This window comes from Martinezella tropici, assembly GCF_008370325.1.
In the GTDB taxonomy this organism is placed as follows: Bacteria; Pseudomonadota; Alphaproteobacteria; order Rhizobiales; family Rhizobiaceae; genus Rhizobium; species Rhizobium tropici_B.
The window spans coordinates 33,033-48,336 of sequence record NZ_VNIP01000015.1; the positions used below are offsets into that span (position 1 = coordinate 33,033).

Annotated in this window: 15 protein-coding genes and 1 tRNA gene; 11 read left to right on the forward strand and 5 right to left on the reverse strand. The window is 60.0% G+C overall.

Annotated features, from left to right (window positions below):
• Nucleotides 1–14 precede the first annotated feature (14 nt).
• The 3 genes from surE (at nt 15) to FP026_RS26415 (ending at nt 3,310) form a co-directional block, all read left to right on the forward strand.
• Nucleotides 15–779, forward strand: a complete 765-nt coding sequence (gene surE / locus FP026_RS26405; RefSeq protein WP_149637547.1) for a 5'/3'-nucleotidase SurE — start codon at nt 15–17, stop codon at nt 777–779.
• 4 nt (nt 780–783) lie between these two features.
• Nucleotides 784–1,437: a protein-L-isoaspartate(D-aspartate) O-methyltransferase gene (locus tag FP026_RS26410; protein WP_149637548.1), complete on the forward strand. Its 654-nt coding sequence runs from the start codon at nt 784–786 to the stop codon at nt 1,435–1,437.
• A 169-nt stretch (nt 1,438–1,606) separates the two neighbouring features.
• Nucleotides 1,607–3,310, forward strand: coding sequence for a LysM peptidoglycan-binding domain-containing M23 family metallopeptidase (locus tag FP026_RS26415; RefSeq protein ID WP_149637549.1), 1,704 nt, complete (start codon nt 1,607–1,609; stop codon nt 3,308–3,310).
• Between the two features lie 180 nt (nt 3,311–3,490).
• On the opposite strand, the gene FP026_RS26420 is transcribed toward FP026_RS26415, so the two are convergent.
• Complete coding sequence (locus FP026_RS26420) at nt 3,491–4,363, reverse strand: ATP-binding protein (RefSeq protein WP_149637550.1); 873 nt, start codon at nt 4,361–4,363, stop codon at nt 3,491–3,493.
• 204 nt (nt 4,364–4,567) lie between these two features.
• Here FP026_RS26420 and yajC point away from each other — a divergent pair, with 204 nt between their 5' ends.
• The 5 genes from yajC (at nt 4,568) to FP026_RS26445 (ending at nt 9,425) form a co-directional block, all read left to right on the forward strand.
• Nucleotides 4,568–4,915 (forward strand): preprotein translocase subunit YajC, encoded by a 348-nt coding sequence (yajC, locus tag FP026_RS26425; protein WP_149637551.1) that lies wholly within the window; start codon nt 4,568–4,570, stop codon nt 4,913–4,915.
• Nucleotides 4,916–5,074: 159 nt separating this feature from the next.
• On the forward strand, nt 5,075–7,618 hold the full coding sequence (gene secDF / locus FP026_RS26430) for a protein translocase subunit SecDF (RefSeq protein WP_149637552.1): 2,544 nt from the start codon (nt 5,075–5,077) through the stop codon (nt 7,616–7,618).
• Nucleotides 7,619–7,622: 4 nt separating this feature from the next.
• Nucleotides 7,623–8,009, forward strand: coding sequence for an Mth938-like domain-containing protein (locus tag FP026_RS26435; RefSeq protein ID WP_075852462.1), 387 nt, complete (start codon nt 7,623–7,625; stop codon nt 8,007–8,009).
• A 15-nt stretch (nt 8,010–8,024) separates the two neighbouring features.
• The gene (locus FP026_RS26440) at nt 8,025–8,885 is read left to right on the forward strand and encodes a phytoene/squalene synthase family protein (RefSeq protein WP_149637553.1); all 861 of its coding nucleotides are present in this window, start codon (nt 8,025–8,027) and stop codon (nt 8,883–8,885) included.
• Between the two features lie 78 nt (nt 8,886–8,963).
• The gene (locus tag FP026_RS26445) at nt 8,964–9,425 is read left to right on the forward strand and encodes a hypothetical protein (protein ID WP_149637554.1); all 462 of its coding nucleotides are present in this window, start codon (nt 8,964–8,966) and stop codon (nt 9,423–9,425) included.
• A gap of 23 nt (nt 9,426–9,448) precedes the next feature.
• On the opposite strand, the gene trmFO is transcribed toward FP026_RS26445, so the two are convergent.
• From trmFO to FP026_RS26465, 4 genes are all read right to left on the reverse strand, one after another.
• On the reverse strand, nt 9,449–10,885 hold the full coding sequence (trmFO, locus tag FP026_RS26450) for a methylenetetrahydrofolate--tRNA-(uracil(54)-C(5))-methyltransferase (FADH(2)-oxidizing) TrmFO (protein ID WP_149637555.1): 1,437 nt from the start codon (nt 10,883–10,885) through the stop codon (nt 9,449–9,451).
• A gap of 116 nt (nt 10,886–11,001) precedes the next feature.
• Nucleotides 11,002–11,358, reverse strand: a complete 357-nt coding sequence (locus FP026_RS26455) for a VOC family protein (protein WP_149637556.1) — start codon at nt 11,356–11,358, stop codon at nt 11,002–11,004.
• A gap of 282 nt (nt 11,359–11,640) precedes the next feature.
• Nucleotides 11,641–11,784 carry a DUF1127 domain-containing protein gene (locus tag FP026_RS26460; RefSeq protein ID WP_069611985.1) on the reverse strand — a complete coding sequence of 48 codons (144 nt, stop codon included), beginning with the start codon at nt 11,782–11,784 and terminating at the stop codon, nt 11,641–11,643.
• Between the two features lie 303 nt (nt 11,785–12,087).
• Nucleotides 12,088–12,234 (reverse strand): DUF1127 domain-containing protein, encoded by a 147-nt coding sequence (locus FP026_RS26465; protein WP_015339702.1) that lies wholly within the window; start codon nt 12,232–12,234, stop codon nt 12,088–12,090.
• 840 nt (nt 12,235–13,074) lie between these two features.
• On the opposite strand from FP026_RS26465, the gene FP026_RS26470 reads away from it, so the two are divergent.
• From FP026_RS26470 to FP026_RS26480, 3 genes are all read left to right on the forward strand, one after another.
• Entirely contained in the window at nt 13,075–14,214 is a 1,140-nt protein-coding gene (locus tag FP026_RS26470) for a DUF2157 domain-containing protein (protein ID WP_149637557.1), read from the forward strand.
• On the forward strand, nt 14,211–14,825 hold the full coding sequence (locus FP026_RS26475) for a GDYXXLXY domain-containing protein (protein ID WP_149637558.1): 615 nt from the start codon (nt 14,211–14,213) through the stop codon (nt 14,823–14,825). Before FP026_RS26470 ends, FP026_RS26475 begins: the two co-directional genes overlap by 4 nt.
• Before the next feature lie 146 nt (nt 14,826–14,971).
• A tRNA-Leu gene (locus FP026_RS26480) sits at nt 14,972–15,056 on the forward strand.
• The last annotated feature ends 248 nt before the right edge of the window (nt 15,057–15,304 follow it).

A 15,304-nucleotide genomic window follows, 5' to 3' on the forward strand; every position in this document is an offset into this window, starting at 1 on the left:
CAAGCGGTGGGGCGATGCGTATTCTTCTGACCAACGATGACGGCATTCATGCCGAAGGACTGGCTGCGTTGGAGCGTATCGCCCGCACTTTGTCTGATGATGTCTGGGTCGTCGCGCCAGAGACGGATCAGAGCGGCCTTGCTCATTCGCTGAGCCTTTCCGAGCCGTTGCGCATGCGCAAGGTCTCCGACAAGCACTTTGCGCTCAGGGGAACGCCGACCGATTGCGTCATCATGGCGATCCGGCAGGTTCTGGACGGCAAACCGGATCTGGTGCTTTCGGGCGTCAATTCCGGCTCCAATGTCGCCGACGACGTAACCTATTCCGGAACCATAGCCGGCGCGATCGAAGGCACCCTGCAGGGTGTGCGCTCCTTTGCGCTGAGCCAGGCCTATGTCTATGAAAACGGTGCCCGCGTCGTGCCCTGGGAAGTAGCCGAGGCGCATGCTCCGGCCTTGCTCGGCAAGCTCATGGATGTCGATCTGCCCGACGGGACCTTCCTCAATCTCAACTTTCCGAACTGCCGTCCCGGCGAGGTCGATGGGACGGAGGTGACGGCACAGGGCAATCTCGCCTTCAATGTGCAGGTCGAGGAGCGGGCCGACGGCCGCGGCTTCCCCTATTATTGGCTTCGCTTCGGCGAACGCAGTGGTATCTTCCGTCCGGGGACTGATATTCAGGCGTTGAAACAAAATCGTATTTCGGTAACGCCTTTGAAACTCGATCTGACGGATTATTCGGCGCAGGACCGCGTGGCGCGGGCGCTCGGTATGGAGTAGCGGATTGACACCTCGTTTGGTGGAAAAGGAAGGCTTTGCGGCCGTGGTTCTACGGCTGCGGGCGGAAGGCATATTGGATATCGATCTCATGACGGCGGTCGAGCAGACGCCGCGCCTGCCTTTCGTGCCGCCGCAATTTACCGATGATGCCTATTCCGGCCGCACGATTCCGATCGATTGCGGTTCCTTCATGGAGGGCATCGATCTGGTCGTGCGTATTCTCCACAGCCTGAAGATCAAGCCTGGACACCGCGTTCTCGAAATCGGGACGGGGAGCGGGTTCACCGCCGCAGTCATGGGGCGAATCGTCGAGCGTGTTCTGACGATCGACCGATACAAGACGCTGACCACTTCGGCGCAGCAGCGCATGGATGCGCTCGGACTGCGCAATGTCGTCATCCGCCAGGCAGATGGCAGCACCGGTCTGCCCGGCGAGGGTACTTTCGACCGCATCCTGGTCACCGCCGCATTTCCGACCATGCCGCGCTTTTATGCCGAGCAGCTGGTATCGGGCGGATCGATGATCGCGCCGCTGATGGTATCGGACGATGTCTGCCGTCTGGTGCGGCTGACAAAGACCGGCAGCCGCTTCGAGCGCGAAGAGCTGTTCGATGTTCCCTATCAGCCCATCGTGCCGATGCTCGCCTCTTATCTTTGAGGCTCAATTCGGGATAATGCCTGTGAAACCAGGCGTCTCGGCGCCGTTTCATCTTCTATGGTTAGCAATTCCTCAAAAAAACACATGCCGCACCAGTGCTTTAACCGCATGGTAAGATTAACGCGCTTTAATCGACCCATAATCGGTTGCGTCTCAAGTGGGTCGAGTCATGGGTTTCAGTCTTTCTTCGAACTTCGGTAAATCGGCAGGGAAAGTCCTGGTGGCCATTCTTCTGGCGAGCACCGCGACGGCTTGCAGCTCAGATACGACCCGGTTCAGCGGGCTCTTCAACAAGACGGACAATGTGACGACCGGTTCGATCAACCGGCGCGGCCTCAATGGTCCGAACGGCGATCCAGTACCGCGCGCCGATGTCGCACAGGCCGGCGGTTACGGTCAGCAGGATTATTCGCAGCAGAGCGCGCCGGTATCGCAACCTTATCCGAACTCACCGGCCCGCTATAATCCGTCCTATTCCAGTGCACGTGCATCCACCGCACCTGTCGCAATTCAGCGCACCGAACTTGCTCCTCCCGGCGCTTCCGCCAGTGCCGCTCGTCCCCGTGGTGGTTCGCGCGCCGAAACCGAAGCGCTTGCTCAGCCGTTCCCGGCATCGCACAACAATAACGGCTCTCGCGCCGCGCCGGCTCTCGCACCCGATGCGATGTCGACCGGCACGATCAAGACGGCGGCAGCGCCTGAGATGTCTCCGGGCTGGACCACGGTCAACGCGCCGAGCGTAACGCTGCGCCAGGGCGAAAATATTGCGCTTCTGTCGCGCCGCTACGGCGTTCCGGAAAAGGAAATCCTGCGCGCCAACGGCCTGCGTAACGGCGCCGGTGCTCAGCCCGGTCAGCAGATCATCATCCCGACGATGAATGGCGCCGGTGTTTCAGGCCCGGCCAAGATGGCGTCCGAGGCGACGGATCTTTCCAAGGGCGGCAAGATGCCAGGCCCTGCCAAGGCACCGCAGCAGGAAGCCCTCGCACTGCCTTCCGGCAACCAGATGCGCGGCAAATCTCAGGCGGGCCTCGCCGATCCTAACAAGCTTGCAGCCGGCAATGGCAAGGGTCCGACCCCGAAGGGCGCCGGCACCTACGTCGTCAAGCCGGGCGATTCGCTTGCTCGCATCGCCAAGGAGAGCGGTGTTACCGTCGCCGAACTGAAGCGCGCGAATAACATGCAGGCCGGCGACGGCATCCGCATCGGCCAGGCGCTGGCATTGCCGCACGGCGCCGTTGCCGCTGCAGATCCGGTCAAGACTGCTTCCATCGAGCCCCAGAAGGTTTCGGCCAAGCCCGGCGCCGTGCCGGTCGCAGAGCCGAAGCAGGCGGCCGCCGAACCGATCGCAAAGCAGGCCCCGAAGACTGTCGCTCATGCGGATACCACAAACGACACATCTGCCAAGTCGAAGGAAGTTGCCTCCGCTTCTCCGAGCCAGTCCATCAATGACGCCGCCAAGTCGGATGCGCAGGCCGATGCGCCGGAAGCAACCGGCATCGGCAAGTATCGCTGGCCGGTTCGCGGTGCCGTGGTTGCCGGCTACGGCTCCAACGTCAACGGCAGCCGCAACGACGGTATCGATATCTCGGTTCCCGAGGGCACGCCGGTCAAGGCTGCCGAAAACGGTGTCGTCATCTATGCAGGCAACGGCCTGAAAGAGCTCGGCAACACGGTTCTTGTCCGTCACGACGACGGTACCGTCACCGTCTACGGCCATGCCGATGCGCTCAGCGTTACCCGTGGCCAGAAGGTTCAGCGCGGCCAGACGCTGGCAACGTCCGGTATGAGCGGCAATGTCAGCCAGCCGCAGCTGCACTTCGAAGTCCGCAAGAATTCGGCTCCGGTCAACCCAATGACGTTCCTTGAATAGGTAGTGCGTCTCAAGGACTCTGCAAAAAGCCCGGTCAGTGCCGGGCTTTTTGTCGTTCATGGCCAAAAGCAATTCCAGGAAAAGTGCGAAGCGGTTTTCCGTCCGGGATTGCGTAAAAACAAGAGGATAGAGCGTTTTCGCGATTCGGAGAAAAGCGGAAAGGCTCTAGATGATTGAAGATCAATCCCGTTCCAACACAATGCGCAGCCGGCCGGCCAGATCCTGGATATATTGCCAGGCGACGCGGCCGGAGCGGGCGCCGCGGGTCGTCGCCCATTCAAGCGCCTCGTGATGCATCTGCGCACGATCGAGATCGAGCTTGAAATGATCGGCATAGGCATCGATCATCTGCAGGTAATCTTCCTGGCTGCATTTATGGAAGCCGAGCCAAAGGCCGAAGCGGTCAGAGAGCGAAACCTTCTCTTCCACAGCTTCCGAAGGATTGATGGCGGTCGACTGTTCGTTCTCCATCATATGACGCGGCAGGAGGTGGCGGCGATTGGACGTCGCATAGAACAGCACATTGTCCGGCCGCCCCTCGACGCCGCCATCCAGCGCCGCCTTCAGCGACTTATAAGCCGTGTCGTCGTGATCGAAGGAGAGATCGTCGCAGAAGATGATGATGCGATGCGCCGCCGCCTTCAGGATATCGAGCAGCACGGGCAGCGACGAGATATCTTCGCGATGCACCTCGATCAGCTTCAGCGAAACGCCGGTCGAGCGGCGCACGTCTTCATGCACGGCCTTGACCAGCGACGACTTGCCCATGCCGCGCGCGCCCCAGAGCAGGACGTTGTTGGCGGCAAAGCCCTCTGCGAAACGCAAGGTGTTTTCATGCAGAATGTCGCGCACATGGTCGACGCCGCGAATGAGGGTGAGCGCCACGCGGTTCGGCCGGGGAACCGGTTGCAGATGGAGCCGGACAGGAGCCCAGACGAAACAATCGGCGGCATTCCAGTCGTTGACGGCCGGAGCCGGTCCGGCAAGGCGTTCGACAGCTTCGGCAAGGCGGCGGACCGCGGCAAGGATCAGGGCATTTTGGTCTTCAGTCACCGTTTCCTCCTGAATACTGAACAAGAAAGTCGTAAAATGCGCGCTGTCTTGCCGGGTATCATGCTCCTTTGGGGGCTGAAAGGCTAACAGACCGGGAAAACGGTACGGCTGGCGGCTGTTTTTGTTGCAATCGCCATGCGCCTAACTATATTCCGGCCACCTGACGCGGGGCCTGTTCCCGCTCGGAATTCAAGGGAGTTCTCGATGTTTATCACCAACGCATATGCGCAGAGCGCGACAGATTCAGCCGCAGGCATGTTCGGCGGGTCCGGCTTTGAAATGATCATCCTGTTTGTGCCGCTGATGGTCGTTTGGTATTTCCTTCTTATTCGTCCGCAGCGCGCTCAGGCGAAGAAGCGTGACGAGATCCTGAAGAACATCCGCCGCGGCGATCAGATCGTCACAAGCGGTATCGTCGGCAAGGTCACCAAGGTCATCGACGAAAAGGAACTGGAAGTCGAGATCGCCGAAGGCGTACGCATCCGTGTCGTCCGCAGCGCCATTTCGGAAGTTCGCGTCAAGGGTGAGCCGGTCAAGGCAGATGCCGCTTAAGGCCCTTGGCTGAGAGCGGCGCCTGTCGCCGCTTGCGCATCCTCGAAAATCGGGATCGACTTTCTTGAGGGATTGTGCACAATTTCAAGATGTTACTGCGCCCGTTGCATTTTCTTTTGAAAGCGGGGCGCGGTAGGGAAGCCCTAAGTCGAGAGAGCGATGCTGCACGTCTCCTGGTGGAAGACCGCCCTGATCTGGTTCGTCGTTCTCTTGAGCGTGCTTCTGGCCGCTCCCAATTTATTTGGTGAGCGCGCGCTTTCATCCCTCCCGGCATGGTGGGCGCATCGAAAGATCGAGCTAGGTCTGGATCTGCGCGGTGGATCGCATCTGCTGCTGAAGATCGAACGGGGTGACGTCGAAAAGGATCGCCTGGAAACCATCGTCGGCGATATCTCGACGCGGTTGCGCACCGTCAATGTCGCTTATTCGGGCCTGACGGGCACCGGCCGCAAGATCCAGCTTCGCATCAATGATCCCGCACAGGTTCAGACTGCTTTGACGGCGTTGCGACCGTTGACCGCTGGGCCGGACAAGCCGTCCGTGGTTCTGTCCCAGGGAGACAACGGTGCGCTGACGCTCGATATCACCGATGCTGACATCAACAGCCATGTGTCAGCGGCGATCGCACGCGCGATCAAGGTCATCCATGCCCGCATCGCGCAACTCGGCGTCGGGGAACCGCTGATCCGCCGGCAGGGATCTGACCGCATCGTCGTGCAAGTGCCCGATCTCGCCGATGCGCAGCGGCTGAAGAACCTCCTCGGCCAGCCCGCCAAACTCAGCTTCCGTCTCGTCGATCCATCGGTGACGGTCCAGGATGCGATGGATAATCACCCGCCCGCCGGATCCGATGTGCTGTTTTCCGAAGACGACCCGCCAGTCGGCTATCTCGTGCAGAGGCAACCTCTGCTTTCGAACGTCGATTTTTCCGACGCGGTCTCCGTTACCAACGATCAGAGCGGCGAGGGGACGGTTTCCGTCAAGCTGACGCCGGAGGCCACCCACCGCTTCGCGCAATCGACCGCAAGCAATCTCGGCAAGATCATCGTCGTCGTTCTCGATGATCAGGTCATCTCCGCGGCTTCCCTGAAGACCGTCATCGCCACCGGCGAGATCGATGTTCCGGGAGATTTCACTGTTCAAGGTGCGCAGGATCTGACCGTCATGATCAAGAGCGGACCGCTGCCGGCAATGCTGACGACGGTCGAGGAGCGGACTATTCAGCCGGGCCTCGGCGGCGAAACGGCGCGTTACGGCCTGATTGCCTGCATTGCCGCTGCGGTCTTCGTTGCCGCCTTGATGGTTGGTTTCTATCGCCTGCTCGGCATCATCGCGACCATCTCGCTCGTCATCAACTTGATCATGGTGGCAGCGCTCATGGGCGTGCTCGGCATCACGCTGACGCTGCCGGGTGTTGCCGCCATCGTCCTGATCATCGGTATCGGCCTCGATGCGCTGGTGCTGATCTATGAGCGAGTGCGCGAAGAGGAAAAGAAAACCCATCTTCTCGTCGATGCGTTGCGCCACGGTTTCAACCGGGCAGCCGCGACCGTGGCCGACGCCAATCTGACCGTGCTCATCGTTGCAGCCATTCTCTTCTATGCAAGCACGGGTGCTGTTCGCGGCTTTGCCGCCACTCTCATGGTTGGCGTCTTCACCACCTTTTTCACCTCCTGCTTCGTTACACGGTCGCTGGTGAATATGTGGATATCGCGCCGCAAGCCGCGCACGTTGCTGGTTGGCGTGCGGAGCGGCGTTTTCGACAACGCCAATATCCGCTTCATGGGCATTCGCCGCTACACTTTCACGGTATCGGCGGCTCTGTCGGTCATCACGCTTGTCACCTTCGCGACGGTCGGCATGCATCTCGGTATCGATTTCGCCGGGGGATCGGTTATCGAGGTCCGCGCCAAGCAGGGTGTTGCCGACGCGGCGGATATCCAATCGCGCCTCGAGGCCGTCATTCCGGGCGATGTGCGCGTCGAGCGGCTTGCCGATCGCCTCGGCGCCGTGATTCGCGTGCATGCGCAGGAGGGCGGTGAAAATGCCGAGCAATCCGCCGTATCCCTCGTGCGGGACGAATTGGGCAAGGACTATAATTTTTCACGCGTAGAGGTGGTTGGTCCCGCCGTGTCGGGTGAAATCACGACGACGGCCTCTCTTGCCGTTCTGGCGGCTCTCGTTGCGATTCTCGTTTACATATGGCTGCGTTTCGAATGGCAATTTGCGGTTGGCGCGATCATTGCGACGCTGCATGACGTCATTCTGACGCTCGGCCTCTTCGTGCTGACGGGCATGGAATTCAACATGACCGGCATTGCCGCGATCCTGACCATCGTCGGTTATTCGCTGAACGACACGGTCGTTGTCTACGACCGCATGCGTGAAAATCTGAAGCGCTATTCCCAGATGCCGCTGCCGATTCTGATCGACGCCTCCATCAATCAGACACTATCTCGTACCATTCTGACATCTGCGACGACGCTTCTGGCGCTCTTCGCTCTCTACATCTTCGGCGGCGAGGTGATCCGTGCCTTCACCTTCGTGCTGCTTTTCGGCGTCGCGGTCGGCACTTTTTCGTCGATTTATATTGCGGCGCCGGTGCTGATCCTGTTCAAGCTGCGGCCGGACAAGTTCCAGACCGGCGGCGAAAGCAATGGACCCGCGGCCGGCGATATCCAGTCAGGCAAACCAGCGGTGTGATACATTGGCTAAAGGAATAGAAATCCGTAACGCGCATTTTCCCGGGCGCGCACCGATCGACGCTTACGGCAATGGCGGCTTCCGCTTTGCCGACATGTCGCATCGCGGCTCGCTGCTTTGCCTGCCTTCGGGCATCTATGGCTGGGACATGCTGCAGGGCGATGCGCTGACGCCGGATCGCTTCCAGAAGGTTCTCGATGAAGCTGCCGAGATCGAAGTTCTGCTCGTCGGCACCGGCACGGAGCTGCGACCGCTCCCCGCCGAGCTGAAGGCAGCCTTGCGCGCCAAACAGATTTCGTCCGACCCGATGAGCACCGGCGCTGCCGTGCGCACCTTCAATATCATGCTGTCCGAGTCGCGTGCCGTGGCTGCGGCGCTGATCGCCGTTTGACCTTCGGATCCACGTATGACGATAACAGCTGCGCCCCGTAGCAATCGGGACATCTGCCTCGCCACGCTTCGCGACACCGATCGCGATCGCTATCTCGCCTGCCTGCTGGCGCCGGCAGAGAAACGTCCCGCGCTGGCTGCGCTCTATGCCTTCAATGCAGAGCTGGCGCGCGTGCGGGATCTCGTGCACGAACCGCTGCCCGGTGAAGTGCGCATGCAGTACTGGCGCGATCTTCTTGAAGGGCAGGCTCATGGCTCGAGCGAAGCCAATCCGCTGGCGTCCGAGCTTCTGACCGCGATCGAAGAGTACCGCTTGCCGCGCCAGACGCTGATCGACATGATCGACGCGCGCATCTTCGATCTCTACGACGATCCCATGGAGAGCCGCAGCAGCCTCGAAGGCTACGCCGGCGAGACGGCTTCGGCCCTGATCCAGCTGGCAAGCCTGGTCCTGTCGGCGGATGAGGCGAAGCGTTCCGCGGATGCCGCAGGCCATGCCGGTGTCGCACAGGCGGTTGCCGGACTGCTGCTGTTGATGCCGCTCCATCGCCATCGCGGCCAGCTTTACCTGCCGCTTGAGATTCTAACGGCAACGGGTCTCGACCGCGACTCCTTCCTTGCCGGTGAGGATAGTCAGCGCATTTCAGCGGCGATCGAAGCATTTGCCGGCCTGGGCCGCGAGCATCTTGCCAAGGCGAGGGCGGCAGGAGCCATATCGCCGGCGATATTCCCGGCCTTTCTTCCCGTCATACTGGCCGAACCGGTCTTGAAGCAGGCCCAGAAGCTCGGCGCCGGTCTCTTCGATCGATCCCTGGGATTACCGCAATGGCGCAAGCAGACGCGCATGGCGATGGCGTCGATTACAAAGAAAATCTAAAATACGACAAGCTCGCGCAAGTCTCGGCCTGTATGCAGAAGGCCGGGCACTTGAATTTGCATTTCCGGGGGAGTTGCCATGGGTATTATCGTCTGGTGCATATTGTTCGCGATCGTCATCTTCATTGCCTATTACGCGACGCGCATGGCATCGCAGAACAAGGAAGACGGCCTGCACGATACCGGCCTCGCCATTCTGGAGTTCGGCCGCGCCTTTCCAACCGAAGCGATCCGCCAGTTGCAGACGACGGCCGACGGACAGGCAGTCTTCGTACGGCTGCATGACGACAAAGCGGGCTTCATGCGCAATGTGCGCAATCACTTCAGCGTCCATTTGATCGAGCCGGGCCGGGCGCATGCCAAGACCTCAGCAACCGGTCGCGGCTTGACCGTCGATTTTCTGGATGCGCCCCACCATAACGGCACGTTCGAATTCAAGACATCAGCCGAAGCCGCGGAAGTATCGCTCTGGCTGCTCGGCAATTATGTGGCCGGTGACGACGCCAAGCTGCAGGAGCAGGCGTCGCCGGCCAAGGCTTGAAAATCCCGAAAGCTAGGGGACAGTCAGGCACTCTCTGCGAGAACCGGCGCCTGCACGCCCAGCCATTTCGCACAATCGGCAAGCGCGCGCTTGGCGATAAGCTGGCGCTTCATGATGGTCTTGTCCTTACCGCGGAAGCGCTTGACACCCTCCGGCTTGACGATCGACCCCGGCCCCAGCTCCGGGAAAAGCCCGAAATTGATGTTCATCGGCTGGAAGGAGCGCTTGCCCGGCTCCTCGTCCGAAACGATGTGGCCGCCGGTGATGTGGTTCAGCAGCGAGCCGAGCGCCGTGGTGGACGGCGGCAGCAACGGTGCTTCACCCTTGCGCTCCGCAGCGGCGAAACGGCCGGCGAGCAGCCCGATGCTGGCGCTCTCGACATAACCCTCGCAGCCGGTGATCTGCCCGGCGAAACGCAAGCCTGGGCGGGACTTCAGCACCAGCGAGCGGTCGAGCAGCGTGGGCGAGTTAATGTAGGTATTGCGATGCAGGCCGCCGAGGCGCGCGAATTCCGCATTCTCAAGGCCGGGGATCAGCCGGAAGATCTCTGCCTGCGCGCCATATTTCAGCTTCGTCTGGAAGCCGACCATGTTGTAGAGCGTGCCGAGCGAATTGTCCTGGCGCAGCTGTACCACGGCATAGGCCTTGACCGTGGGATTGTGTGCGTTGGTCAGGCCCATCGGCTTCATCGGCCCATGACGTAGGGTTTCGCGCCCGCGCTCCGCCATGACCTCGATCGGCAGGCAGCCGTCAAAATAGGGCGTTCCTTCCCATTCCTTGAAGCCGACGGCATCGCCGTCGATCAGGGCATCGACGAAGGCATTGTACTGGGCTTCGTCCATCGGGCAGTTGATATAATCCTTGCCGGTGCCGCCGGGGCCGACTTTGTCGTAGCGCGACTGATACCAGCAGATGTCCATGTTGATGCTCTCGCGATAGACGATCGGCGCGATGGCATCAAAGAAGGCAAGCGCATCCGCGCCGGTTTCGGCCTGAATGGCGCTGGCAAGATCGGGCGCCGTCAGCGGGCCTGTGGCGATGATCGCCTGGTCCCATTCCTTCGGAGGCAGGCCCTGGATTTCCTCGCGGGCGAGGGTGATCAAGGGATGGCTCTCCACCGCCTGCGTCACCGCTGCTGAAAAACCATCGCGGTCGACAGCGAGTGCACCGCCGGCCGGCACCTGGTGCTTGTCCGCGCATGCCATGATGAGGGAGCCCGCCATTCGCATCTCGGCATGGATGACGCCGACGGCATTGCTGGTCGCGTCGTCGGAGCGGAACGAGTTGGAGCATACCAGTTCGGCAAGTCCGTCGGTCTTGTGCGCTTCCGTGCCGCGCACGCCGCGCATCTCATGCAGGATGACGGGTATGCCGGCGCTGGCGATCTGCCATGCGGCTTCCGAGCCGGCGAGCCCGCCGCCGATGACGTGGATGGGGGAATGGGAGTTGGTCTGTGTCATGCGCGCGTCATTATCACGGGCGGAGCGGCGATCCAATCGCTTTGCTAAAGCATGCCGCGCAAAACTGCGCAGCGGTCTTATGGCAAACTTAATCTCTGGTCCCGCGCTTGGTAGGGCTATGTACCGAAAGGCCTCGAAGGCGGCTCTGCCAGAGTGATGCGATTTCCGTCGGGGTCCGCGAAGTGGGCGATCCTTCCGTAGTCACTTTCCGATTCACCTGTGAGCTTCACGCCAAAGTCTTCGAGCGATCTGCGGGCTTCATCCATTTTCGGCACTACAATGGTTAGTCTGCCGAATCCCGCATTCTCCTTGTCATGGAAGATTTGAATGTTCGCGCCTGCGACATTGCGCCATTGGATCAACCCATCCATGGGACGATCGTCGGGTCCCCGGTCGAAAAGTTGGGTATAGAACGCCTGCGCCCTATCCATGCTTGCCGTCGCGAGCGCGGCGTAAATTCCTTGGATTCGCATTCTCACGCCTCCCTGCCAAAAGGTTTCCATCTGTAAATGAGAAAAGGCGTGGTTCCGTTCCCAAATCGCGCGCGATGGCGGCGGTGGCTATGTCCAGTTGGGGGCGTATGGTTGCCATACGCTGTATGGCTGGCGGCACTGATATCCGGCGCCAGTGGGGTGGGCGGCTCGCCGCTGATCAACGGAAGCTCTGCTGGTCGATTAAATCGAACGGGGCTAATCGCCGGAATCAAAAACGGCGCCGAAAGGCGCCGTCTTGAAGCAGTCTGCATTTCCCAACGATTAACGGAAGGAACGGGCAGCGATATTGCGGATCTCGTAGCGGCTGACGCCGATGTCCGAAAGGGTCTGGCTGGAGAGGTTGCCAAGTTCGTTCAGGGTGCGGCGGTAGCTGATCCAGTTCTTTGCAATGCGAATCGGGTTCATGATCTTATCCTCGGTATCTTGGTTGCGAGCGGTACGATTACCGTCTCAGCGCTTGCACTCTATATAGGCGCGAGGAGGTCTCTTGTGCAGTGCAAAGAAAAGGCGTCTGCTATGCATTTGTGCAATATGACGCCCAAAAAGCCGCCAATGCCTAAAATTTATCTGCTTTGCATATGGCGAATAGCTCGATCTAACCCAATCATGCTGCAGCTGCTCAGTCGCAGGCAAAAAAGAACGCCCGTCGCGGCGGTCCGCAACGGGCGTTGAGAAGGCTTTCGCTATTGGGCGAAGCCTATCCGGCGATTAGCGGCCGGTGGCTTCGCGGGCAACGCGATGGATGTCGGCGCGGTCGATGCCGAGGTCGTGCAGTTCACGCGAGCTCATGCGGCCGAGTTCGTTGACGGTCTGACGATACTTGCGCCAGTTGTTGAAAGAGCGGGTCAGGTTCATTTTAAGTCCCTTTCGAGGATCTGGGATCGAGCGGTTCCGCGATTGGTTCCGTCGTCGATCTAATGGATTTAAATATATGCTGCGGCGCGAAAACTAAAAGAGCGAATGCTTCATGTCACCTATGCATGTTATGCAAGCCTTGGGGCGATCTGCCTAAGATGATGGCTGCTTTATGTGCATATCGCGGCCGAATGAAGAGCTTCCTGAGAGGCTCGCTTCAAGGTAATCCCCGGCTTTCGCAGGTGCTTTCCGTTTTTTGCCGGCATTCGGCCATGTTTTGGCCAGCCATGCCGTTTGGGGAGGGCTGCGTCGGCCGCTTTCCGCCTGCGGATCTTCGCTCGACTGCTTGCGCGTCAGGTTCCGGCATTTGCCGGCCCATCGGGGCGTTCGAAGCATATGAAACCGATTTAGGTGGAAAAATAACGCCCACCGCGGGAGGAGGATGCGGTGGGCGTCATTTGAGATGATTGACGACTGGGAGGAGGAGTGTCGTCAATCTATCGGAGCGCACTGGGAGGAGGAGTGTGCGGCTCCGAATTCCGTGTCGGGACGTAAATCCCCAGGCTTTTCCGACCTGGGCCGGCCCGGCGCGCCATCGCCGTGTTTTGTTGTTCTATTAATAGTATGACTTTTTAATTTTGTGCAGCGCAATAATTTCATGGGAGGTATGCCGAATGCGCATGCCTTGCGAGGGTATCGAGATACCTGACCATATGATGCCAGATTGCCACTTAATTCTGTATTAATGTGAGACATATTTGTGCGGAAAGCGCCGGCGGCGTAGATGGCTGAATTGTGGTATTTCTCCTATGCAAGGGGAGTCGCAGCTAGGGAGCCGGGATGTATAGGGGCAGGCTGGAACGGGATCTGAAAATCTGGGTCGAAAAAGGTCTTGTCGATGCAGGTGCTGCAGAAGCGGTGCTGCGTGAATATGACGGTCGCCGAACGAGCTTCAGTGCGGGGCGAGTGCTGGCTATCATAGCCGCCGTGCTTCTTGGCCTGGCGATACTGCTTTTCGTTTCCGCCAATTGGGAGGCAATTCCAAGGATTGCGCGCCTCGTAGGGCTCGTCGCGATGATATGGGCCTTCTATCTCGGCGCGGCGCATCTCCTTACTCTGGGTCGTTCGATTGTTGCATCCGGACTTTTGATCCTGGGTACGCTGAGCTTCGGCGGCGCTATGGCGCTTGTCGGTCAGATGTACAACCTGTCCGGCGACGAACTGACGATGATGCTCGTCTGGTTTGCGGCGGCCTGCATCGTGGCGGCACTGTTTCGCTTAAGCGCGCAGGTCGTGCTGGCCGGCTTCCTCGCCTGGGCGTTCTGCTGCGTCTATCTATGGGACCATTTCGATCAGTGGCATGGCGTCATGCCTTGGATGCCGCCTCTGATGGCCGTCATCCTGATTGCGCTCGTTCGCTATGTCGACGCGCCAGGCGCGCGGCATCTCGCCTACCTCATGCTGGTGGGATGGTTCACCTGGCTTTTCGCCCGGCATGAGAGCCTGAACACGGCGATCCTCTTCGCCGGGCTCGGAATGGCGGCCTTTCTTCTCGTCAGCATTCCCGCTTCGCCGCTGATGTCGCTTGTGCGGACGGCTGGAGCGGCCCCGGCCTTCTATAGTTTTCTGATCGCCTCGATCGGATTCTTCCTGGTCCATGCCGAGATCAGCAATGGATCCTTCGAAAACAACGTCTGGGTGGAAGACAAGCTGCCGCTCGTCATCGTTGCGGCGGTGACGCTGGCGAGTTCGGTGATCGCCATCGCCCTTGCCGGCCGTGACAATGGTGCGGTGCGCTATCTCGCCTATTTCGTCTTTGCCTGCGAGGTTCTCTACCTCGCCAGCGAGACGATCGGCTCCATCATCGGTACTGCCGGCTTCTTCCTTGTGGCTGGTATACTCGTGGCCATTGCCGCCTGGCTGGTCATCCAGCTGGAACGGCGTTTTTCCGATAATCGCGGGCAGGGGACGCGGGCATGACTGATATCGCTGAGAGGAGCCCTACCATCGGCCCCCGCCGCCTTTGGATTGCCGCCATCGTCGTTGCGGCTCTGCAGACCGCCGTGCTGGGCTACATGGTCGGCGAGCGGGCCTGGGGTCTGCGGAGCGGCGTCGAGATTCTCTTGAAGACGGCGCCGGTCGATCCACGCGATCTTCTGCGCGGTGACTATGTGACCTTGAACTACGACATTTCGCGGGTTCCGTTCTCGACGATGGTCGAGGGACCACCGAAGATGAGCCGAAGCGCCGCGATATTGTCCGTTCGTCTGAAGAAGCAGGATGACGGTTACTGGGGCATCGTCGAATCATCTTTCGGAGCGCTCGGTCCGAAACCCGACACGGTCGTGCTCAAAAGCCTGCCTGTCGATTATGTTTTCTATGGCGATGCCACCGATCCCCAGCAGGCGATCATCGGGGTGACCTATGGCATCGAGCGCTATTACGTGCCCGAGGGGCAGGGGCACGATCTCGAGAGCGCCCGCAACGATAATCGCGTCGCCATCGCGGCTCGCGTGTCTTCCGATGGTGTTGTCCATATCAGAAGCCTGCTGCTCGATGGCAAATCCGTCTACGAAGAGCCGCTTTACTGACGACATCTGCGCGAAGAGCTCCGATAAGCTTTAAGCGTCGTCGCGGAACCGTCATTTTTCCTTTGCGTGGTTTGAAACGGGTGATATAGAGACGCCGCGCTCCGGAAGGCCCCATGGGCAGGCATTCGCCATGCGGTTTTGGGAACGCGGGTATGGTGAAATTGGTAGACACGCCAGATTTAGGTTCTGGTGCCGCAAGGCGTGGGAGTTCAAGTCTCTCTACCCGCACCAACACTGTCTTGTGGACGGGGGGAGGCTGATGAAGTCTGTCTTCCGAAATGCCGCAGGACGCGCCATCTTGCCCAAAGCATCCCGCTTTCGATGAGGAAGGGGACAGGATGTTTTGGCTCGTAACGGGATAGAGCTGCCTTTTGCGCGTTCATTCGAAGGCGCGGCGCTCTGGCAAGGTGAAAGAGAATTGCATCCAAGCCACGCTCGGGATTTTCCGGCGTCGTGCTCATCGAAACGAACGGCTGTCT